General features: G+C 70.4%; 13 protein-coding genes and 1 pseudogene. 6 read left to right on the top strand and 8 right to left on the bottom strand.

Annotated features, from left to right (window positions below):
* Window positions 1–300 precede the first annotated feature (300 nt).
* Together DN051_RS07995 and DN051_RS07990 are read right to left on the bottom strand one after the other, a co-directional pair.
* Window positions 301–879 (bottom strand): hypothetical protein, encoded by a 579-nt coding sequence (locus tag DN051_RS07995; protein WP_053762524.1) that lies wholly within the window; start codon window positions 877–879, stop codon window positions 301–303.
* A 323-nt stretch (window positions 880–1,202) separates the two neighbouring features.
* On the bottom strand, window positions 1,203–1,490 hold the full coding sequence (locus tag DN051_RS07990; RefSeq protein WP_053762525.1) for a hypothetical protein: 288 nt from the start codon (window positions 1,488–1,490) through the stop codon (window positions 1,203–1,205).
* 374 nt (window positions 1,491–1,864) lie between these two features.
* Here DN051_RS07990 and DN051_RS07985 point away from each other — a divergent pair, with 374 nt between their 5' ends.
* The gene (locus DN051_RS07985) at window positions 1,865–2,716 is read left to right on the top strand and encodes a sigma-70 family RNA polymerase sigma factor family protein (RefSeq protein ID WP_199314904.1); all 852 of its coding nucleotides are present in this window, start codon (window positions 1,865–1,867) and stop codon (window positions 2,714–2,716) included.
* A gap of 560 nt (window positions 2,717–3,276) precedes the next feature.
* Window positions 3,277–4,212: an RNA polymerase sigma-70 factor gene (locus DN051_RS07980; protein ID WP_053762526.1), complete on the top strand. Its 936-nt coding sequence runs from the start codon at window positions 3,277–3,279 to the stop codon at window positions 4,210–4,212.
* Between the two features lie 229 nt (window positions 4,213–4,441).
* Here DN051_RS07980 and DN051_RS07975 read toward each other — a convergent pair whose 3' ends face one another.
* Complete coding sequence (locus DN051_RS07975; RefSeq protein WP_112438379.1) at window positions 4,442–5,347, bottom strand: sigma factor-like helix-turn-helix DNA-binding protein; 906 nt, start codon at window positions 5,345–5,347, stop codon at window positions 4,442–4,444.
* Window positions 5,348–5,740: 393 nt separating this feature from the next.
* Between DN051_RS07975 and qcrB the strand changes: the two genes are divergently transcribed.
* From qcrB to DN051_RS07960, 3 genes are all read left to right on the top strand, one after another.
* Window positions 5,741–7,369, top strand: coding sequence for a cytochrome bc1 complex cytochrome b subunit (qcrB, locus tag DN051_RS07970; RefSeq protein WP_112438378.1), 1,629 nt, complete (start codon window positions 5,741–5,743; stop codon window positions 7,367–7,369).
* Window positions 7,370–7,551: 182 nt separating this feature from the next.
* Window positions 7,552–8,502: an alpha/beta hydrolase gene (locus DN051_RS07965; protein ID WP_112438377.1), complete on the top strand. Its 951-nt coding sequence runs from the start codon at window positions 7,552–7,554 to the stop codon at window positions 8,500–8,502.
* 97 nt (window positions 8,503–8,599) lie between these two features.
* Window positions 8,600–9,313, top strand: a complete 714-nt coding sequence (locus DN051_RS07960) for an alpha/beta fold hydrolase (protein ID WP_053762530.1) — start codon at window positions 8,600–8,602, stop codon at window positions 9,311–9,313.
* 128 nt (window positions 9,314–9,441) lie between these two features.
* Here DN051_RS07960 and DN051_RS44975 read toward each other — a convergent pair whose 3' ends face one another.
* Both DN051_RS44975 and DN051_RS07955 read right to left on the bottom strand, forming a co-directional pair.
* Window positions 9,442–9,612 (bottom strand): hypothetical protein, encoded by a 171-nt coding sequence (locus DN051_RS44975; RefSeq protein WP_159054233.1) that lies wholly within the window; start codon window positions 9,610–9,612, stop codon window positions 9,442–9,444.
* 103 nt (window positions 9,613–9,715) lie between these two features.
* The gene (locus DN051_RS07955; protein WP_053762531.1) at window positions 9,716–11,416 is read right to left on the bottom strand and encodes an L-aspartate oxidase; all 1,701 of its coding nucleotides are present in this window, start codon (window positions 11,414–11,416) and stop codon (window positions 9,716–9,718) included.
* 335 nt (window positions 11,417–11,751) lie between these two features.
* Here DN051_RS07955 and fdxA point away from each other — a divergent pair.
* A pseudogene (gene fdxA / locus DN051_RS07950) lies at window positions 11,752–12,060 on the top strand (ferredoxin); the annotation flags it as partial.
* A gap of 106 nt (window positions 12,061–12,166) precedes the next feature.
* On the opposite strand, the gene DN051_RS07945 reads toward fdxA, so the two are convergent.
* The 3 genes from DN051_RS07945 to DN051_RS07935 all read right to left on the bottom strand — a co-directional run bounded on the left by DN051_RS07945 (window position 12,167) and on the right by DN051_RS07935 (window position 15,166).
* On the bottom strand, window positions 12,167–12,664 hold the full coding sequence (locus DN051_RS07945; RefSeq protein ID WP_053762532.1) for an Ohr family peroxiredoxin: 498 nt from the start codon (window positions 12,662–12,664) through the stop codon (window positions 12,167–12,169).
* Between the two features lie 160 nt (window positions 12,665–12,824).
* Window positions 12,825–13,721, bottom strand: a complete 897-nt coding sequence (locus DN051_RS07940) for an RNA polymerase sigma-70 factor (protein ID WP_112438375.1) — start codon at window positions 13,719–13,721, stop codon at window positions 12,825–12,827.
* Window positions 13,722–13,885: 164 nt separating this feature from the next.
* Window positions 13,886–15,166, bottom strand: a complete 1,281-nt coding sequence (locus DN051_RS07935; RefSeq protein WP_112438374.1) for a 2-oxo acid dehydrogenase subunit E2 — start codon at window positions 15,164–15,166, stop codon at window positions 13,886–13,888.
* Window positions 15,167–15,205 lie beyond the last annotated feature (39 nt).

The following is a 15,205-nucleotide window of genomic DNA, read 5'->3' as shown; positions in this document are numbered from 1 at the left end:
CCAACGTAACACTGTTGTGGGGCGAGGCGGCCGGGACGGACAGGCCCGACGGGGCAGTAGGACGTTTGATACTGTGAACACAGTGTTTCGGGCACTGAGCAACAACCCCGTGAAGGGTGTCCGGAACACCATGCCTGCGACTAGAGCCCGCAGGTGCGGTTTCCCGGACGCCGTCTGATCCCCCGTTGAGCGGCGTCCGGGAACCACAGGCCTCGGGCCTGTCGACCCGCCGCGACCTGCCGGAACGTCGTCGTGACGCGGGCACGGGCCCTGGTCCTGGCCCCGGTCGTGACGCAGGCGCTAGGAACGCTTGGCGCGGTACAGGCCCCGGCCGGTCCGCCGGATGCGCGAGCTGCCGACCAGGCGGTCGAGGGTGCTGCGGACACCGTTGATGCTGCCACTGTCCGTGTCACGTCCGAGGGCCGCCGCGACGTCGCGGGCCCGTACGTCGACGTCGCCGACACCGTCGAAGTACTCCATGATCTGCTCGGTGAGCCTGCCGTACGTCTTCTGCCCGGCCGCGTCGGTGTCGGCCGCGGGTTCGCCGTCCTCGCCGCTCTGCGGCTTCCGGGGCCGCGGTGCCGTGTTCGCCGTGAGATCGGAGGCTTCCGGGATGTCACTGCCGGACGGTTCGTCGGTGGACGCCGCGGCCCGGTCCCGCTCACCGGTCCCGGCCGTACCCTTCGGGGCGGCCGCGTCCTGCTTCAGCATCAGGGTCTCGAGAGCGCTGAGGGCCCGCTGCACGGAGCCGAGATGCGCCACGACCGCGGCCAGTTCCCTTTCCAGCGCCTGCTTCTGGAGCTGGAGGCGGGCCAGGTCCTCTTGAAGACTCTCGGCGGTGATCTCGATGCTACGCGCTGTCTGGGTTCCAGAGACCATGTGTTCCTCTCATCCTCAACCCCTTGTGCCGCGCCCGGCTCATGTACGGCGCCACTCGGCCTGAACGTGGGAACGCGTTCCCCCACCGACATCATATGCAGTGACGCTTCGGAGCAGGTCACCGCGATGCCGGCGGGCTGTGCGGAGCCGGTGGGACCGGTGGGGGAGAGGGTGTGAGAGAGGCGGGGGAGAGGCAGGGACAGGTAGGGAGAGTCGCTCCTGTCGGAGGGTGCCGCTCCGGCCGCCGGACACCGGGCGGCCGGAGACGCACCGAGCACGCCGGGCCGGCGCCCGGCAGGCGTCCAGCCGGCCGGTCACACCGTCTATTGCCACTGTCCGCCGTGGACGCCGGGGCTGCCGGGGCCGCCGGGGCCGCCGACGTCGTCGCGGTCGGACCGCGCGCGCCGATCGGGATCGTCCGCGGCGTGGGCGGAGGCGGCGGACGCGTGGCGCAGCACGCGCAGGGTGTCGGAGACCGCCTTGATGCGCGCGTCGACCGTTTCCAGCGCCTCCTGAAGCATGCGGAGGTGGGCCTCCAGCACGGCGGCCTCGGCCGCCAGGGACACGCTCTCGGCGGCGGGGTCGGGGTGTTCGTCGTGCTCTGAAGGCATGAGGTGTCTCTCTGCGGCTCAGGTCTGTCGTCGTACAACCGGGGCGGGCGCGCACGGGCAGTGAGGACCGGACGCGCCTCACCCGCACTGACCGAACAGCCGTTGAAGCTGTGACGGCGGTCGGTCGGCGATCGGTGTCACACCTTCCACCGGTCGCCGGTCTAGCTGACAAGCCGACAGAAAAGGAGGGAGCCGTGCGCCAGTTCGTCCAATGCCGACGACTCCCTTCGTACTGAGCGGGTCCGCCGAGGACCTGAGCGGGACCGGCAGGGGAGAGCGGCACCGGCAGGGGAGAACCGGTGTCGCACCGGGCCGGACCCCGTCACCGGACGAGTCCCGCGGCGGCCGTGCCGCGGGAGAGGGGAGGTGGCCGAATGGACCACGCTGAAGCCGTTTCGATCACGGAGTTGGTGGACGAACGGCGGTATCTGCTGGACGTCGCCCGCCGGCTGCTGGGCGGCGGCGGTGAGGCGGAGTGGGCGGTCGACGAGACCTACCGCCGGTGGTACGCGCTGCCGGACGCGGTGCGCGACCGGATCGCGGCGCCCCGGGCCTGGCTCGAACGGACCGCGGGCGCGATCTGTCTGGAGCTTCTCGTCCGGCCCGACCGCCTCGAAGGCGGCACCCGGGCGGCCGGGACCGACCACGTGCTCGGGACGACGACGGGAACGATCGCCGCCGTCGCCGGACGGGTGGGAGCCGGGCGCCCGGTGTTCGCCGATCTCGTCCACGAGCGGCTGCGGGGACAGGGTGATCACTCCGCCTCGGCACAGCGGCACGACACCGTCGCCCGTGCCCTGCGCCAGGCCTGTCTGACGCAGGACGGGGTGCTGCTCGCGTCGCTGCTGTGCCCGAACGTCACGGCGTTCTTCGACGGCGGGGGGAAGCTCAGGGCCCTGATCAGGCCCGTGCACGGCCGGCCCGAGGTCGCCCACAGCCTGCTCACGTTCCTGGCCGGGCGCACGCGCACCGCGCTGACCAATCAGCTCGTCAACGGCCGCACCGGTCTGGTCGTGCGCTACGACGGCCAGGTCGTCACCGTGATCAGCATCGACGTCTCCGATCGTGAGATCAGCCAGGTGTGGGCGGTCCTCAACCCCGACAAGCTGCGCACCTGGAACCGGCGGGCCCGGCCCGTCGCAGGCCCCGGTCCGGCGACGCCCTCGCCCACGGGTGCCACCGGCGACGGTGCGGCCCGGCCGGCCGGGGACGAGCGGGCCCCCTGACACGCATCGTGACGGCGCGGTACCTCCGCGGGCTGTGACACCCCCTCTCGGCGCCGTTGGCGACCCGATGAGAGGGGGATCACACCGTGTCCGCACGCCGTATGGCGCATTCATCGATTTCAACAACATGTCAACGCTTCAATGGCACCTGTTGATAACAATCACGCACTGCCGGTCGACCTTCACGGGTGATTCGTTACCCCGTGCGCCTTTGGTCGGGGGCGGCAGGAGCACAAGTTGTCAGGCCGTGCGGCCAAGGAAACACGGTCTTCCGGGGTGTCGGCGGATCACTGCCACCGTCCGGCTGCACCTTTTTACCTCGAAGGTGTCACGAGAACGGGGTGATCCCGGTCTATGGAGCAGATGCGATTGGAGCAGCCGTGACTTTCAGTGATCACAGTTCCCGCGGCACCGGTACCGACTGTGCGACACCGCACCGTCCGAAGCACCACGGCGGGGGTGTCCCGGCGCCGTACGCCGATGCCGGACGCCACCAGGCCCTGGCCGCGTGGTCCCGCTTCTAGACAACTGCAACCGGAGGTAACGGAGACCGCAGAATCATGGATCTCGAACCGTCCCCCACGACAGCTGACCTTGATGAGGCAGTCTCTGTTTTCGTGCAGCACCGCTCACGTCTCTTCGGCATCGCCTACCGTGTGCTCGGCAGCGCCGTCGAGGCGGAGGACGTCGTCCAGGAAGTGTGGCTGCGCTGGCAGAAGACGGACCGCTCCGTGGTGGTCAGCCCGGTCGCCTTCCTCTCGAGCACGACGACGCGTCTGGCCATCAACGTGGCGCAGTCGGCGCGTGTGCGCCGCGAGACCTACATCGGACCCTGGTTGCCCGAACCGGTCGACACGAGTTCCGATCCCGAGGTGGGTGCCCAGCGCGCGGAGGCCGTGGAGATGGCCCTGCTGCTGTTGCTGGAGAAGCTGAACCCCACCGAGCGTGCCGCCTACGTCCTGCGTGAGGCGTTCGACTACGGCTATCCCGAGATCGCTGAGATCCTCCAGCTCAGCCTCGTCAACGTGCGCAAGATAGTGAGCCGCGCCCGCAAGCACCTGTCGGACGAACAGCGGGGGACCGTGGACTCGGCGGAACACCGGCGTCTGCTCACCGCCTTCGTGGCGGCGGCCCGGACCGGCGACGTGGCGAAACTGGAGGCGCTGCTCACCCCCGACGCCGTCAGCCTGTCCGACGGCAACGGCATGCGCGGCGCCGCGCGCTTACCGGTACTGGGCAGTGCGCGCGTCGCCAACCTGGCGACAGCCACCCGGCAGTTCTGGCGAACCGTGGAGCTTCAGCTCGTGGAGGCCAACGGCCGTACGGGCGTGATGCTCCACCGGGACGGCGTGCCCACCACCCTGCTGACGATCGCCGCCACCAGGGAGGGCATCTACCGGGTGATGTGGGTGTTCAACCCGAGCAAGATAGCGGCGTATCTGACGTCGCGTTCCCGCTTCACCGTGACGTCTGTCGTCGCGGCGGAGGGTGTGTGACTGCGGCACCGGCTTTCCTCCCCGTCTTCGGGACGTGGAGGAAAGCCGGTGCCGCTTGTCGTTGTCGAGGCCGTGTCCGTCCGGGCCGTCTTCGTCCGGGCCCTGCTCGGCCGGTCCCCATGCGGTGCCTCGGCCGGTCCCCATGCGGTGCGCCTGCCCCGACGGAACTTCTTCCGATGGACCGGAGGACGGGAGGACCGGAGGACCGGGGGCAGGCTGTCCGTCCGCGCTAGGAAAGGCTGCGCCGGGCCCCCGGAGCGGGGTTCGCCGGCTGGTTCCAGGAACGCAGTTTGTCCGGGTTGAGCACGACCCACACCTGAGTGATCCGCTGGTCGTCGATGTCCAGGCTGATCACGGCGGCGACCTGGTCGTGGTAGCGGACGACGAGCCCGGTGCGGCCGTTGACCGACTGGACGGCCAGGTCGGTGCGCGGGCGGCAGGCCAGGAAGGTGAGCAGGCTGTGGGCGACCTGCTCGCGGCCGTGCACCGGCCGGGTCAGGGCCCTGACCTTTCCTCCGCCGTCGAAGAACGCCGTGACCTGGGTGCAGAGCAGCGAGGCGAGCAGTACCGCGTCCTGTGTCACGCACGCGTGGCGCAGGGCACGGGCGACGGTGTCGTTGCGCTGTGACGAGACGGGACGTGAGCGCCGCCCCCGCAGTTGCTCGCGGGCCCGGTCGGCGAGATCGGTGGTCTCGGGTTCGGTGCGTCCCACGATGTCGGCGACCGCGTCCAGCGTCATCCCGAACACATCGTTGAGGACGAAGGCGGCCCGCTCGGCGGGGGACAGGGTGTCCAGCGCGTCCAGCAGCACCCGGCTGACCTCGTTCTCCAGCCCGGCCTGCGCCTTCGCGGCGGCCCCGGCCCGGGTCAGGTGCTCCTCGTCCGCGCCGGTCACGTCGCGGTCGGGCAGGGCGAGCCGGTTCAGGCAGATCCCGCCCGCGATCTTCGCCAGCCACGCGCGGGGTGCCGGGATCTCGTGGCGCTTCGCGTCCGACAGGGCGTACCAGCGGCGGTAGGTCTCCCCGACCACCCACTCCGCCTCATCGGTGCTGCCCAGCATCCAGTACGCGACATCGAGCAGATACCGCCGTTCGTCGAGCAACTCCGCGATCGACACAGATTCGGCGTGGTCCATACCGCATCCTCCCCTCTCCCGCGGCGCCACACAATGCGGGCCCTCGACGCACCTTTTTCACTACGGCTCAATCAGGTAGACCGGGTACGCACAGATCTTGTGACATCGTGCGCGCCGAGCAAGAGCCCCGCTGTCACATTCTCGCCGCACGCCCGGTCATTCGAGTGGAGGCAGTCCAGAAGGCTGCTGACTCTTGCAGTGCAGCGATGACCGAGCCCGTTCCCGTGCCCACGGCTCGGCGGCGCGCGGCGGCGACGAAGCCGTGCGCGTCGCGCGGCCGGTCCCTCCGGGTGGGCTCCCACCGGGATCACGGCCCACCGAGCCGGTCGCGGTGGTGACGCACACGTCGACCTTTCCGTCGCGGCACGCACGCTCATGAATGGTGGTAGGGGTATGGGAGACCGGAGTCGGGAAAGCGAAGTGCGGCAAGGGGAAAAAGGGGAAAGGGTTTCCGCCTGGGTCTCCGGCCGATTGGGCACCGCCCCCAGCCTGCTCAGAGGAAAAGCACGCAAAGCATTCCCGGACCATTGGTCGTTCATGCTGGGCGAGATCTCCCTCTACAGCTTCGTGGTCATCGTCGTCACGGGTGTTTATCTGTCGTTCTTCTTCCATCCGTCGATGAACCAGGTGGTGTACGAGGGCAGCTACGCCCCGCTGCAGGGCCAGCTGGTGTCCGAGGCGTTCAACTCGACCATGAACATCTCGTTCGACGTCCGCGGCGGCCTGCTGATCCGGCAGGCCCACCACTGGGCGGCACTGATCTTCGTCGCCTCCCTGCTCGTCCACATGATGCGGGTGTTCTTCACGGGTGCCTTCCGCAAGCCCCGCGAACTCAACTGGGTGTTCGGATTCCTGCTGCTGGTGCTGGCCATGTTCGGCGGCCTGACCGGATACGACCTCCCGGACGACCTTCTCTCCGGGACCGGACTCATGGTCGTGAACGGCACGATCCTGTCCGTCCCGGTCGTCGGCACGTATCTGTCGATGTTCCTGTTCGGAGGACAGTTCCCGGGCGACGATCTGATCGCGCGCTTCAACACGCTGCACGTCCTGATCATCCCGGCCCTGATGGTGGGACTGCTCGCCGCCCACCTGATCGTGGCCCTGCGCCACCGGCACACGCAGTACCCGGGCCCCGGACGCACCGAGCGCAACGTCGTGGGGATCCCCTTCAAGGTGCGCGCCGTGAAGTCCGGCGGACTCTTCCTCCTGGTGGCCGGCATCATCCTCGCCATCGCCGCGACCGCCCAGATCAACCCGGTCTGGCTGTACGGCCCCTACCGCGCCGACCAGGTCTCCGCCGGCTCCCAGCCCGACTGGTACATGGGCGTGCTGGACGGACTGATCCGCATCATGCCCGGCTGGGAGATCGCCTTCTGGGGCCACACCCTGGCCCTGGACAACTTCATCCCGCTGCTGGCCGCCGCCGGCCTCTTCCTGTCCCTGGGCGTCTACCCGTTCGTCGAGGCCTGGGTGACCGGCGACGACCGCGACCACCACGTACTCGACCGGCCGCGCAACCGCCCGGTGCGCACGGGGCTGGGCGTCGCGTGGATCAGCTGCTATCTGGTGGCGCTGATAGCCGGAGCGAACGACATCATCGCCATCCGCCTCGGTCTCGCCGTGGAGTCGGTGACCTGGGCGGTGCGCATCGGGATCTTCGTCGTACCCGTCCTGGCCTACTCCGTGGCGTACCGCTGGGCGCTCGCCCTCCAGCGCAAGGACCGCGACGAGGTGCTGCACGGTCGCGAGACCGGCCTCATCAAGCGTCTGCCGCACGGTGAGTTCGTCGAGGTGCACGAACCGCTGCCTCCCGAGAAGCTCTATGTGCTCACCCAGCACGAGCAGTACCAGCCGATCCCGGACGATCCCGCGGGCGCCGCCGCCGCACCGGATCCCGGAGCACGCCTTGCCGGGCGGCTGCGCCACCGGCTGAGCCGGTGGTTCTACGGGGAAGGCAGCCAGGTCGCCAAGCCGACCCCCAAGGAGTACCAGGAGATCGCCGGCGGACACCGGGACTGAATTCGGCACGGGCACCCGACGGGTGCCCGTGCCGAAACATATTCACCGCCCCCGGAATTCTTTTTCCATGCTCTTCGACGAACTGCGATTCAGGTGATTCCGCGTCGCGTCACACATTCCACGGGTCGCCGGTCATAGGGAGTGGAGCAGGCGAAAATACCTGCCGACCCGAGGAGTGTGGAATGGAAAAGCCCGTTCTTGAGCCGGCGGCACAGGAACTCGCGGACGCGACGGCGAATCCGCCGTTCCTGTACGAACTCGGCCCGGAAAAGGCCCGGAAGGTCCTCGACGACCTTCAGGCGGCGCCGGTCGAGAAGCCGGACGTGCAGGACAAGTGGATCACGGTGCCGGCCGAGGCCGGCGATGTGCGGGTCCGCATCGTCAAGCCCGTCGGCGGCGGGAAATCGCTGCCGGTCGTCCTCTACATGCACGGCGGCGGCTGGGTCCTCGGCAACGCCGGGACCCACGACCGTCTGGTGCGCGAACTGGCCACCGGGGCCAACGCCGCGGTCGTGTTCGTGGAGTACGACCGTTCGCCCGAGGCCCGGTACCCGGTCGCCATCGAGCAGGCCTACGCGACCGCCCGGTGGATCACCGAGAACGGTGCCGAGGAGGGTCTGGACGCCGCGCGCCTAGCCGTGGCCGGCGACTCCGTCGGCGGCAACATGACCGCGGCGCTGACCCTCATGGCCAAGCAGCGCGGCGACGTGACCTTCGTGCACCAGTCGCTCTACTACCCCGTCACCGACGCGGGCCAGGACACCGGCAGCTACCGGGAGTTCGCGGACGGCCCGTTCCTCACGGCTGCGGGGATGGCCTGGTTCTGGGACTGCTACACCACCGACCCGGCCGAGCGCGCGCAGATCACCGCCTCGCCCCTGCGGGCGAGCCTGGACGACCTGCGGGACCTGCCGCCCGCGCTCGTCGTCGTCGACGAGAGCGACGTGCTGCGGGACGAGGGCGAGGCGTACGCCCGCAGGCTCACCGAGGCCGGCGTCCCCACCACCAGCGTCCGGGTCAACGGCATGCTGCACGACTTCATGATGCTCAACCCCCTGCGGCCGACGCAGGCAGCGACGTTCGCGATCGAGCTGGCCGTGCGCACCCTGCGCACCGCGCTCCACAAGAACTGAGACCTGCTCTCCCCCGACTCCCGGAGACCCGTTCTCCGGACGCGCTGAGACCCGACCCGGGCTCATCCGAGAACCCTTGCCTCGAAAGGAACCACTCATGCAGAACAAGCCGACCGTCGTACTGGTCCATGGCGCTTTCGCCGACTCCACCAGCTGGAACGGCGTCGTCAAGAAGCTGGAACAGGAGGGCTATCCGGTGGTGGCGGCGGCCAACCCGCTGCGCGGCCTGAGCCACGACGCCGCCTACGTCCGGGAGCTCCTCGCCGGCATCGAGGGCCCGGTCGTCCTCGCCGGGCACTCCTACGGCGGAGCGGTGATCACCAACGCCGCCCGGGGCGCCGACAACGTCAAGGCGCTCGTGTACGTCGCGGCGTTCGTCCCGGCGAACGGCGAGAGCGCGCTGGAGCTCGCGGGCAAGTTCCCGGGCAGCTCGCTGGGCGAGGTCCTGCGTCCCGTTCCGGTGACCCTGGCGGACGGTTCCCAGGCGGTGGACCTCTACATCGAGCGGGACAAGTTCCCCCACCAGTTCGCCGCGGACGTCTCCGAGGACGTCGCCGCCCTGATGGCGGTGTCCCAGCGCCCGGTGACCAACGTGGCCCTGGAGGAGCCCTCCGACGAGCCGGCCTGGCAGACCGTTCCGTCCTGGGCCCTGGTGGCCGCCGACGACCTCAACATCCCGGCCGAGACGCAGCACTTCATGGCCGAGCGGGCGAGGGCGTACACGGTCGAGGTCCGGGCCTCGCACGCGGTGAGCGTGTCCCGCCCCGAGGACGTCGCCGACATCATCGACAAGGCGGCGCAGTCCGTGTGACGACCGGGCGCACAGCACAGGGCGGGGCGGCAACGAAGCCGCCCCGCCCTGTGGTGTGCGCTGTGGTGTGCGCCGACGACCGGTGGAGCCGGAGGGACGTCCGGCCGCTGCCGGTCACCGGTGGCCGTTCAAGCGGACGAGATACGGCGCAGGGCCTCGTGGACGGCGGTCATCCGCTCGTCGAGGTCGACGAGTGCCGCGCGCAGCCTCGCGACGTGGGACTCGAGCTCGGTCGCCTCCGCGGCCAGCGACACGACGGTGGCCGCGACATCGATCCGGTTCTCGGTTGCTCTGGTCATCCTGTGTTCCTTCGAGTGCTGGAGGTGCGCCGGGAGCACAGCGGGCCCCTGCCGTCGGCAGGGGCCCCGGAGCCGGACTCACCGCTCCTGTGCTGGGCGGTGGCTATTCGACGAGCTTGCCTTCGGTCGACACGTCCTCCATCAGAGCGGCGATCTCGTCGGGGATCGGCGGAATGCTCTCGTGGGTGACACCCGTCGTCGGCGACCACACCAGGTTGACCTGGAGTGCGGGATCCATGTCGGGGAAGTCGCTGCGGTTGTGGCAGCCGCGGGTCTCGCGCCGCTCCAGCGCCGCCTCCAGCGTGGCTCGGGCCGCCAGGGCGGCGGACTTGAGGTCGAAGGCGTGCGCGAGGTCCTGGAAACCGGCGATGTCCGGGTGGACACCGACGTCCTCCATCCGCTTCTCGATCGCCGAGAGCTCCGCGAGTCCGGCGAGCAGACCCGCCTCGTCGCGGACCACGCCCGCGTGCTCGGTCATGGTGTTGCGGATGGCGCGCTGCAGGGCGCGGACGTTCTCCGGACCGTCGGCGGCGAGGAGGTCGTCGATCTCCGCGCGGGCCTCGGCGATGGCGGATGCCGAGCGCGGCTGCGCCGTCAGCGACTCCGAGTACGCGGCCGCCGCCTGGCCCGTGATCCGGCCGAAGACCAGCAACTCGATGAGGCTGTTCCCGCCGAGGCGGTTGGCGCCGTGCAGACCGCTGGACGCCTCACCGATGGCGTACAGACCGCGCACGTCGGTGCTGTGGTCCTCGGGGCTCACCCACACGCCGCCCATCGAGTAGTGCGCGGTCGGCGCGATCTCGATCGGATCGCGGGTGATGTCCAGCATCTGCAGGTCCAGCAGCGTCTGGTAGACGCGGGGGAGCCGCGTCATGATCGTCTGCCGCGGGATGTGGGACACGTCGAGCCACACGCCGCCGTTGGCCGTGCCCCGCCCTTCCTTGATCTCCGTGTAGGAGGCCAGGGCGACCCGGTCGCGGGTGGAGAGCTCCATGCGCTCGGGGTCGTAACGGGACATGAAGCGCTCGCCGAGCGCGTTGCGCAGGATGCCGCCCTCACCGCGCGCGGCCTCGCTGACCAGGGTGCCGGCCGCGTTCTCCGGCTCGATGATCCCGGACGGGTGGAACTGGACCAGTTCGGGGTCGCGCAGCCGTGCTCCGGCCTCCACGGCCAGACGGAACGAGTCGCCCGTGTTCTCGTCGCGCCGCGAGGAGGTGCGCCGCCAGATACGGGTGTGGCCGCCCGCGGCGAGGATCACCGAGTCGGCGTGGATCAGGTACCGCGTTCCGTCGGTGAGGTCGAAGCCGTAGGCACCGAAGACGGCGCCGTCGTGCACCAGGAGCCGGGTGATGTACACACCGTCCAGCACGGGGATGTCGAGCTGGTCCGCGCGCCGGATGAGGGTGCGCTGGATCTCCAGACCGGTGTAGTCCCCGGCGAAGGCCGTGCGCCGGAACTTGTGCGCGCCGAAGAAGCGCTGGGAGATCCGGCCGTCGTTCTCCCGGGCGAACGCCATGCCGTACCGCTCCAGGTCGTCGATACCGCGGGCGGCGCCCTCGGTGACGATCTGCGCGGTGCGCGGGTCGGCGAGGAGGTAGCTCTCCTTCAGCGTGTCGGCCGCGTGCTGCTGCCAGCTGTCCTCGGGGTCCATCGTCGCCAGCGCGGCGTTGATCCCGCCGGCCGCGAGTGCCGTGTGGGCGTCCTCCTTCGGACGCTTGCCGACCGCGAGGACGTCGACGCCGGCCTCGGCCAGTTCGATCGCCGCGCGCAGCCCGGCTCCACCGGTGCCGATGACCAGCACCATGGTGGATATACGTCGTTCACTGATAGCCACGGTCTACTCCGATCGCCGATGGTGTCACCCACTACGACCGGATCCGCTCGGCATCTGTGACAGCCTTCGGTGCCGTTCGGGTCCGTGCCGGCGAGGCCTGTCCGTCGCTGTGTGAGGGACTGCGAACGCGAGGACGCCGCGAGGACGGATCCGTGGCCGGAGGCGGCTCCGGGGACGGAACCCGACGCCCGTCCTCCGCCACCACCGTACTCGTCGGGGGAGGCCGGGCGGCGTCCGTCACAACATCGGGGGCTCCCCGGTCAACCCTCCAGCCGGACCACCGTCCGCGACCGGAGGAGGAGAGGATGACGTACGTCATCGCGGCGTCCTGCGTCGACGTCAAGGACCGGGCCTGCCTCATCGAATGCCCCGTGGACTGCATCTACGAGGGCAACCGGACGCTCTACATCAACCCGGACGAGTGCGTGGACTGCCGGGCGTGCGAGCCCGTCTGCCCGGTCGAGGCGATCTTCCACGAGGACGACGTGCCGGAGCGGTGGGCCGGCTACGCGGCCGTCAACGCGGAGTACTTCCGGACCTCGCCGGGGCAGGACGGACAGCCGGTCCTCCGCGACGGCGATCACCGGCTGGTCGCCGGGCTGCCGCCTCAGAGTTCCGGCAAGAAGGACATCGCCCGGTTCGGCATCCGCAAGGAGGAGGCCGCGGACGCCGACCTGTGGTTCCCCTTCTTCTGACCGGCGGCCGCGAGCGGCCGCCGCCCTACGAGACGAGCGTGATGGTCGTCGGGGTGCCCTGCCAGGCCATCCTGGCGTAGGGGCACAGCGAATCGGCCTTGTCCAGGAGCAGGGCCGCCACCTCGGGATCGACGTCCGGCCACTTGACCTCGAGGTCGACCCGCAGCAGGTATCCGCCGTCCTCGGGGTCCCGCCCGAACGCGACGGTCGCGTCCACCGAGATCACCGAGGGGTCGAGCGCGGCCTGCCGTGCCACCAGGCTCAGCGCCCCGTGGAAGCAGGCGGCGAAGCCGGCGCCGAACAACTGCTCGGGATTGGTCCCGCTGCCGTCTCCTCCCAGCTCGGACGGCATGCGCAGGTTGATGTCGAGGACTCCGTCGTTCGAGCGGGCCTGCCCCGAGGCGCGGCCGTGACTGACCTGCCCGCCGGTCACCGTCACGGTCGTGGTGTAGATGGGTGCGAAGTACTCCCCGTCGAAATCCTTGTCGGTGGAGAGATTGGGCAGGCGGATCTGCTCGCTCACTGCGTGCCTCCGTCACAGTCGCGTCATGGGGGTGTCCCCGGTCCTGGTTAGCTACTTGACCGAGAAGGCGTCCCCCGTGTGACACGGCTGCCGCACGAAGGTGAAAAAAGGTGCCGCGGCACCACCGCGGGCTCGGGCGCCCGGCGCGCCGCGGCCCGCTTCAGCGGTCCAGGGAGGCCACGTACGGTTCCAGCTTGGCAGGGTTCATCACCCACATGATGCGTTCCACGCCGCGTTCCGACACGTCCACGGACAGCAGGGCCACGGGGTGCCCCTCGGCCGAGACCAGGACGGCCGGCATGCCGTTGGCCTCCACCCAGCGGATCTCCGCCCGGGGCCAGAAGCGCGGCGCGAAGGCGGCGAGGTACTTGGAGACGTGGGTGCGCCCGACCACCGGGATCTTGGACGCGCCCCGCATGCCGCCGCCGTCGGCATAGCTGACGACGTCCTCCGTCAGGATGTGCTCCAGTTCCGAGAGGCTGCCGGTCTGCGCCGCGGCGACGAACGCCTCCAGCAGCCGCCGGTGCGTCTCGGAGCTGACCGTCCCCTTGCGTTCCGCCGACAGGTGCTTGCGGGCCCGGCTCACCAGCTGGCGCGTGTTGGCCTCGCTCGTCTCCAGCATGTCCGCGATCTGCTTGTACGGGTAGTCGAAGGCTTCCCGCAGGATGTAGGCGGCCCGCTCCACCGGGTTGAGTTTCTCCAGGAGCAGCAGAATGCCCAGTTCCAGGGCCTCCGCCCGCTCCGCGCCCAGCTGTGGATCCGCCCGGGTGTCGACCGGCTCCGGAAGCCAGGGCCCGACGTAGGACTCACGGCGCACCCGGGCGGACTGGGCGAAGTTGATCGCCAGACGGGTGGTGATGGTGGTCAGGAACGCCGTCGGCTCGTGGATGTCGGTGCGGTCGGTGTTCTGCCACCGCATCCACGCTTCCTGGACGATGTCCTCGGCTTCCGCGGCGCTGCCGAGGATGCGGTACGCGATACCGAAGATCTGGGGGCGCGCTGCCATGAACTGCTGGGTCGCCTGGTCTAGGGAGTCTGCGTCATCCCCGGCGCGCATAGAGATCCTCCAGTCCTTGATGACCATGCTACAAGCCGGGATCGCGCGCCGCGCGCCGCACCCCGGGCGGCCCGCGGAGCGGTGAGGCACCGGGCCCGCGCCGCCCGGCGCACGGCCGGTGACCGACGGCCGGAACGGCGCGGGGCGGTGCCTCACCGGGGTCGTCAGGCCTGTGCCGGGTTCTCCTGGAACAGGTCACCGGCGAACGCGGCGGCCTCCAGGATCGCCTTCACCGCCGTCAGGTAGCGCGCGGCGTCCGCGCCGTCGACGAGCCGGTGGTCGTACGACAGCGACAGGTGCACCAGGTCGCGGACGCCGATCACCGGACCGTCCGGGGTGTCGACCACCGCGGGGCGGGTGACCACGGCGCCGACGCCCAGGATGGCCGCGTGGCCCGGCGGTACGACGACCGTGTCGAACAGGGCGCCGCGCGACCCGGTGTTGGAGATGCTGAAGGTGGCTCCCGTGACGTCGTCCGGGGTCAGTCCGCCGCCGCGGGCCTTGCGGGCCAGCTCGACCACGGCCCGCGCGACACCGGGGACGCTCAGGTCTCCGGCTGCCTTGATGACCGGCGTCATCAGTCCCTTCTCGGTGTCGACCGCGATGCCGATGTTCTCGGTGTCGAAATAGGTGATGGTGCCCTCGGCGTCGTTGATCCGGGCGTTGACGGCGGGGTGCGCCTTCAGTGCCTGCACCGCGGCGCTGATGAAGAACGGCAGCGGAGACAGGCTGATGCCCTCACGGGCGGCGAAGGCGTCCTTGGACCGGGCGCGCAGCCGCATCAGCGCGGTGACGTCGGCCTCCACGACGGAGGTCAGCTGAGCCTGCTCGTGCAGGGCCTTCTTCAGGTTCTCGCCGATCACCTTGCGGATGCGGCTCATCGGCACGGTACGGCCACGCAGAGCAGCCGCCTCCGGGCTGGTCACCGCGGGCGCGGCCACCGGCGCGGCGGGGGCGGCGGGGGCGACAGGTACGGCGGGCTGGGCGGGCGGGGCGGGCGCGGGCGCGGGTGCGGCAGGGGCCGCGGGGACGGCGGGCGCGGGTGCGGCAGGGGCCACGGGGACGGCGGGCGCGGGTGCGGCAGGGGCCGCCGGCGGGGTGGGCGGGGCAGGAGAAGCGCTCCGCGGCTCCGCGACCGCGCTCGCGGCGGGAGCCTCCGCCACGGGGGCGGGTGCGGCGGGTGCCGCCGGCGCGGGCTCCGCGTCGGCGGGGCTGCCGATGACGGCCAGCTCGGCGCCGACCTCGGCGTTCTCGTCCTCCGGTACGACGATCTTCAGCAGCACGCCGGAGGCCGGGGAGGGGATCTCGGTGTCGACCTTGTCGGTGGACACCTCCAGCAGGGGCTCATCGGCCTCGACGGTCTCGCCGACCTGTTTCAGCCAGCGGGTGACGGTTCCCTCGGTGACGCTCTCGCCCAGGGCCGGCAGGGTTACGGAAATGGTCATGACGTCGGTTGCTCCTCACGAATGGTCGGGGCGACGGGG

This window comes from Streptomyces cadmiisoli, assembly GCF_003261055.1.
Classification (GTDB): Bacteria; Actinomycetota; Actinomycetes; order Streptomycetales; family Streptomycetaceae; genus Streptomyces; species Streptomyces cadmiisoli.
Note: the sequence above shows the minus strand (reverse complement) of the source record. Positions and strands in the feature narration are given on the sequence as shown.